The organism is Actinomadura sp. KC216, from assembly GCF_004348535.1.
In the GTDB taxonomy this organism is placed as follows: domain Bacteria; phylum Actinomycetota; class Actinomycetes; order Streptosporangiales; family Streptosporangiaceae; genus Spirillospora.
The window spans coordinates 1-4,955 of record NZ_SMJX01000464.1 but is presented as its reverse complement, the minus strand read 5'-3'; the positions used below and the strand labels follow the sequence as shown (position 1 = coordinate 4,955).

At 71.0% G+C, this 4,955-nt stretch carries 7 protein-coding genes; 3 read left to right on the top strand and 4 right to left on the bottom strand.

The genetic code is table 11. The features are described from left to right. The 3 genes from E1264_RS40075 to E1264_RS40065 all read left to right on the top strand — a co-directional run. The coding region (locus E1264_RS40075) for a VWA domain-containing protein (RefSeq protein WP_132182388.1) at positions 1 to 750 on the top strand (750 nt) is incomplete at its 5' end. Positions 751 to 856: 106 nt separating this feature from the next. Beyond that, positions 857 to 1,186, top strand: coding sequence for a hypothetical protein (locus E1264_RS40070; protein WP_132182386.1), 330 nt, complete (start codon positions 857 to 859; stop codon positions 1,184 to 1,186). A 289-nt stretch (positions 1,187 to 1,475) separates the two neighbouring features. Continuing rightward, a complete protein-coding gene (locus E1264_RS40065) occupies positions 1,476 to 1,928 on the top strand; it encodes a hypothetical protein (RefSeq protein ID WP_132182384.1) in 453 nt (150 codons plus the stop codon). A 299-nt stretch (positions 1,929 to 2,227) separates the two neighbouring features. On the opposite strand, the gene E1264_RS40060 is transcribed toward E1264_RS40065, so the two are convergent. The 4 genes from E1264_RS40060 to E1264_RS44225 form a co-directional block, all read right to left on the bottom strand. Then, positions 2,228 to 2,827 carry a DUF2637 domain-containing protein gene (locus E1264_RS40060; protein WP_132182382.1) on the bottom strand — a complete coding sequence of 200 codons (600 nt, stop codon included), beginning with the start codon at positions 2,825 to 2,827 and terminating at the stop codon, positions 2,228 to 2,230. Continuing rightward, on the bottom strand, positions 2,824 to 3,819 hold the full coding sequence (locus E1264_RS40055; RefSeq protein ID WP_132182380.1) for a bifunctional lytic transglycosylase/C40 family peptidase: 996 nt from the start codon (positions 3,817 to 3,819) through the stop codon (positions 2,824 to 2,826). The genes E1264_RS40060 and E1264_RS40055 overlap by 4 nt, the downstream gene beginning before the upstream one ends. After that, positions 3,819 to 4,733: a replication-relaxation family protein gene (locus E1264_RS40050; protein ID WP_132182378.1), complete on the bottom strand. Its 915-nt coding sequence runs from the start codon at positions 4,731 to 4,733 to the stop codon at positions 3,819 to 3,821. The genes E1264_RS40055 and E1264_RS40050 overlap by 1 nt, the downstream gene beginning before the upstream one ends. After that, positions 4,730 to 4,955 (bottom strand): hypothetical protein (locus tag E1264_RS44225; RefSeq protein WP_165964626.1); only part of this gene is annotated, 226 nt, incomplete at its 5' end. The genes E1264_RS44225 and E1264_RS40050, both read right to left, overlap by 4 nt.

The window sequence follows — 4,955 nt, the reverse complement described above, 5'->3', positions numbered from 1 at the left end:
GGCCAGACCGAGATCACCGGGACCCGCCCACCCCGGCCTGGCGAGCAAGCCGCCGCGCGCCGCCTGGCCCGGCAGCTGCGCGCAGCATCGCACCGCGATCGCGTCACTACCGCCCACACTTCACCCACTCCGCCCGGACGGCTCAGCATGCGCGGCGCGCTGGCCGCCGACGCCCAGCGCGCCGCCGGGACCATCCCGACCGCCGAGCCCTTCACCCAGACCATCCGCCGCCACGTGCCCGCGCCGCCGCTGCGGCTCGGCATCGCCTGCGATGTGTCCGGGTCCATGAACGCCATGGCCGAGCCGGTCGCGTCCGCCGCGTGGATCATGGCCCGCGCCGCCGGGCACCTGCCCGACGCCGTCTCGGCAACCGTCATCTTCGGCTCCCGCGTCCGTCCGGTCACCCACCCCGGGCGCGCCCCGGCCGCTGTGACCGAGTTCGCCGCCCGCGATTCCCGCGAAGACTTCGTCCAGGCCGTCGACGCTCTCACCTCGGCCCTGGATCTGACCCGCCCCGGTGCCGCCCGGCTGCTGGTCATCGTGTCCGACGGCCTCTTCAAAGACGACCAGCCCACCGAAGGGCAGCAGCGCATCGACCGGCTGACCGCCACCGGATGCGCCGTGCTGTGGCTGTCCCTGTCCGCACGCACCAGGCCCATGAACGGCGCGCACCTGGTCACCCTGACCAATCCCGCCACCGCCGCCGACACGATCGGCACCGCCGCCGTCCGCGCCCTACGCACCGCCTGACAAGCCCGCCGCCCGGTGCGTCGCTGGAACGGGCGCGCCGGGGCGGCCCAACCCTTTACCCACCAGCCCGTGCATCTGCGAACCCACCACCTGAACGGAGAACCTTGTGGCCGACGAGATGTTCGTCCTGCTCGGCTGGGCATGGAACATCGACACCGCCACCCGCCTAGCCACCCGGCACCGCGCCCGCCGCGTCGACATCCGGCCGCTGGCCTGGGCACGCGCTGTGATCGGCATCGACCCGGACCACGCCGCCACGGTCGACCTGGCCCGCCCGCTGCTGACCGTCACGACCCCGGGCACCCGCGCGCCCCTGGTGATCGACGGGTGGCACCGCATCCACCGCGCCCTGACCACCGGAATCCACCAACTCCCGGTCATCCACCTCGACGCAGATGACGAACGTGCTTGCCGCGTCTGGGGCGGCGAACTATGACCGGGCCACTCCACCGCCCAAGGAAGGAGGCAATGACCGGGCGGCGCCTTGACGCCGGTGAAGGGGTGAGCCTGAAACCACGCGCCAGGACTCCAGAACCCGCGCGCTGGACCGTCCCGCGCAGCAGCGCCAGCCAGGCGCTGGGCCCTGTTGACGGCACCGTCATGAGCCACGCCGACCAATCGCCCAAAGGCCGAGCCCGAGCTCATTGTCGGGGAAGCTAACGCCCTGTGACCACGACACCGCCCACCCGGGCGCACTCACAACCTGCACTGAAAGGGATAAGTTCGTGAATCAGCATCGATCACCCGCCGCCCAGCCGGAGGCGATCGACTCCTGCCTGATCTTTGAGCTGTGTGACCTCATCACCGCCACCGCTCGACTCGATGAGAAACCCCGCAATCGCCACCAGGCCACACAAGAACTGATCGCGGTCGCCTACCGCGTCGCCGCCGCTGCCGGACCGATCCTGGACCGCGAGGCCGCGCTCATCACTGCCCTGCGCGATGCCGCCGCCGCACGCCTGAACATTCCCCGCTCCTGCCCCAACTGCCAGAAGCTGGACGGTGGCCGCTGCGGACGGCACGCCACGAGCACCACCTTCGCCGAGACTTACCACGACCTCGGCCGCGCGCTCAGCGGCCCCAGCTACACCGCGCTGGACACCGCCCCGGCTCACCCTGCGACGCTCCCGGCCGATACCCGGCCCGCAGCCTCGACCAGCCCGGCACAGGGGGCATGACGTCCCGGACCGTTCATATTGCCGACGAGGTCCGCGACTCTCCTGAGGCCCGCAAGAACTCCGACGGGCACCCCTAACCGCATCCTGCGTTCTTGGTCGTGCTCGACTCCGACGCTCAAATGGAGCTGAACCATCGCCTCACGCGTGCCGTGCGTGCCAGTTCCGAACGAGTAGGACTGGCCCAACCGTCGCCGTGTCGACGGCCCGTTGATCACCGATGGCATGCCGAATTGTGCCGCGCTCACCGGGCTGAGCGGTGAACCTTCGCCGTAGGTGTGGAAGGTCTGCAGGCTCTTGACTCAACGCTCGGCCGGGTACTCGCCGGTGATGATCTGCTTGACCCTGCGGCGGTCGATGCCGTGCTTGTCGGCGAGATAGCGCTGGGAGAGGGGGCGGCCCGGCCCGTTGAGACTGGCGCGGTACTCGTTCAGCACGGCCTGCTCCGGTGTCTGCTCCACTTCGGTGCATGCTGGCTCGGACCGGTGTGCTCCGGTGCGCCCGCCCGGCCCGGGTGGTGACGGCGAGGGCGCGTTGCGGGTCAGGATCATCAGCAGCTCGAACGAGCCGACCAGGGCGGGCCAGGCGCTGACGAGGGAGCCGATGGGCCCGTGAGCGGCGCCATGCGCCAGGTTGGCGCCGATGGTGGCGCAGATGCCCGCCGCCAGGCTCCACCGGGCCAGCGCCGGTACGGGGCGGTGATGGCGGTGGGCATCCAGGATGACCATGGACGCCGCCCAGATCAGGCCGTCCACGGTGAAGGGGACCAGCCGCGCCGTCAGACCGGTCTCGCCGTGGGAGCGCACGAGGTCGAGGGCGTGAGAGTAAGAGATAAGCGCGGCGACGGCGGCGACCGTGACCACCGCGAGCGCCGTGGTCGCTTTGATAAGCCGGTCGGTCACCGTGTAGCTCCTTGTGCGCCTCTTTTCGTGCCTTGGTGCGCGGTCGGGCGGGTGAAGCCAAGCAGGGTTCGGCGGCGGTAGGACTGGACTTGCACCACGGTGCCGGTGTGCGGAGCTGCGATCATCTTTCCTGTGTCGATGACCAGGCCGACGTGTCCGGGGTTGCGGGTGGAGGTGCCGCGGCCGGTGTTGAAGAACACCAGGTCGCCTGGTTGCTCGTGGCCGTTGGGGACGCGGGGGCCGTGTCGCCATTGGTCGCCGGACACGCGCGGGATGCTGATCGCGGCGGCGCGGTAGGCGGCGTAGGTGAGCCCGGAGCAGTCGAAGACGTGCGGGCCTGTGGCGCCCCATTTGTAGGGTTTGCCGAGCTGGGCGCGTGCGAACACGATCGCCGTCGCGGCGGCCTCGCCGGGAGGCGCCATTGATGAGAAGGCGTCGGCGCAACCTGCGCTCTGTGCGCCGAACTTGGCCGGTCCGTGGTGAGCGTAGGCGCGGGCCTGCCGCAGCACCTTGTCCACGTAGTCGCGCGAGTGGTTGTACTGGTACAGCGCGGTGCGGACGCGTTCGGGTGCGCCGTTGTGTTTGAGGTAGCGGGCGGCGGCGGGGATGGCGTCGGCCGGGTCGTAGATGTCGGTGCGGCCGTCGCGGTTGCCGTCGACGCCGAACGCGGCCCAGGTGCCGGGCATGAACTGCATCGGCCCGGCGGCTCCGGCAAGGTTGCGTCCCGCCGAGATCCCCGGGCCAGGTCCGCGTCCGTGGTCGGATTCGACCTTTCCGACGGCGGCCAGTACGTGCCAGCCGATCCCATAGGCCCGTCCAGCCCGGCGGTAGAGGGCCAGGTAGGAAGTCGGGATACCGGTAGATGACCGTCCTGGGGCGGGCTGGCATGCGGTGGCTTCGGTACCCGAGCCGGGGAGGACCGCGCCCAGCGCGGCGACGATGACCGCGACCAGGCCGACCGCGGCCACCACGGCCCCGATCATCAACGGCATCAGGCGGGCTCTGATTCACGCCGCGGGGTGGTGTGCCAGAGCGCGGCGAGGTCGGTGAGTCGATGCCGTGGGCCGGCGGCCCCGGCTGGTTGCCAGACTCGTCCGGCGGGGCCGTCGGGTGCCGTGGCGGGGGTGTGGACGGCGGTCGCGACCGGGACCTCCGGGACGCCGAGTAGAGCCCGCAGGTTGGTCTCGCGTCTGGCGCTTGGGAGCCAGAAGAGGACCGGTGTGGTGGTGCCGGTGGCTTCGGCGAGGTCGGCGTAGCCACCGAGTTTGCGGGCGACGCGGGCGAGAGTTTCGGTGCCGGTGTCGTGTTCGAGGAAGAAGTCCAGGGTGCGCGATCGGCCGTCGGGGCCGGGTTGGGTCCAGCGACCGAAGGCGTCCGGGCGGGCCAGGTCGCCCCACAGGGCGGTGCAGCGGCGCTCCGGCCACCATCGCTCCAGGACGGTCCCGTCGTTCTGGCGGCGGGCGTGGGCGTGGAGCTGGGCGAAGAAGTCGTTGACGCCGATCTGGTGGCCCAGCCGCGGTGACACTGAGATGGCGGTGGTGGTGTCGGCCCGATACCCGAAGGCGCTGGGGGTTTGGCCGTGTTCGATGGCCAGGACGTGCGCGCCGGTGGGGCCAAGTACCCAGTGCCAGGGTTTGGAGCCGACCGGCGTCCAGGGCCGGAACCGCAGCAAGGCGTGCAAGCGGTGCAGGTGGTTGAGGCGTTGGCGGGCACGCTCGGGGCTCGGGAACAGCAGCGCGGTGAGCTGCGCGGTGGTGAGAACGCGGTGCTCCCAGACCAGCGCGAGCAGGTCCCGGTCCCGGTTGGTGAGGCGGTAGGCCAGCTCGGCGATGTGCTCGGGTGTCAATCGCGGCGGCCGTATCAGAGTGCCGCGCAGCCGATGGGTGGCTTTGGTCGGCTGGGTCATAGCGAGTCCTTCCTGGATGGCGGCTGCTGGGCGGAGTTCGCCGAATCCTCTGGGGCCGCCCAGGCGGCGGGTGACGGTTCGTCGTCCAGGTCTCGGAGCCCGACGGCGGGGATGGAACGTTTGCCGTGCCCGGTGACGAACTGTTCGCGGGAGGCTCGGCGGACGGCGGTGGCGCGGCCGGTGTTCTTCTCGGGCAGGGGCCGGGTGCGGAAGGTGAAGGGC

What these genes read in the sequence shown, in the direction of transcription:
- E1264_RS40055 (WP_132182380.1), bottom strand. Translation starts at nt 3,819, where the DNA reads ATGCCGTTGATGATCGGGGCCGTGGTGGCCGCGGTCGGCCTGGTCGCG.
- E1264_RS40050 (WP_132182378.1), bottom strand. Translation starts at nt 4,733, where the DNA reads ATGACCCAGCCGACCAAAGCCACCCATCGGCTGCGCGGCACTCTGATA.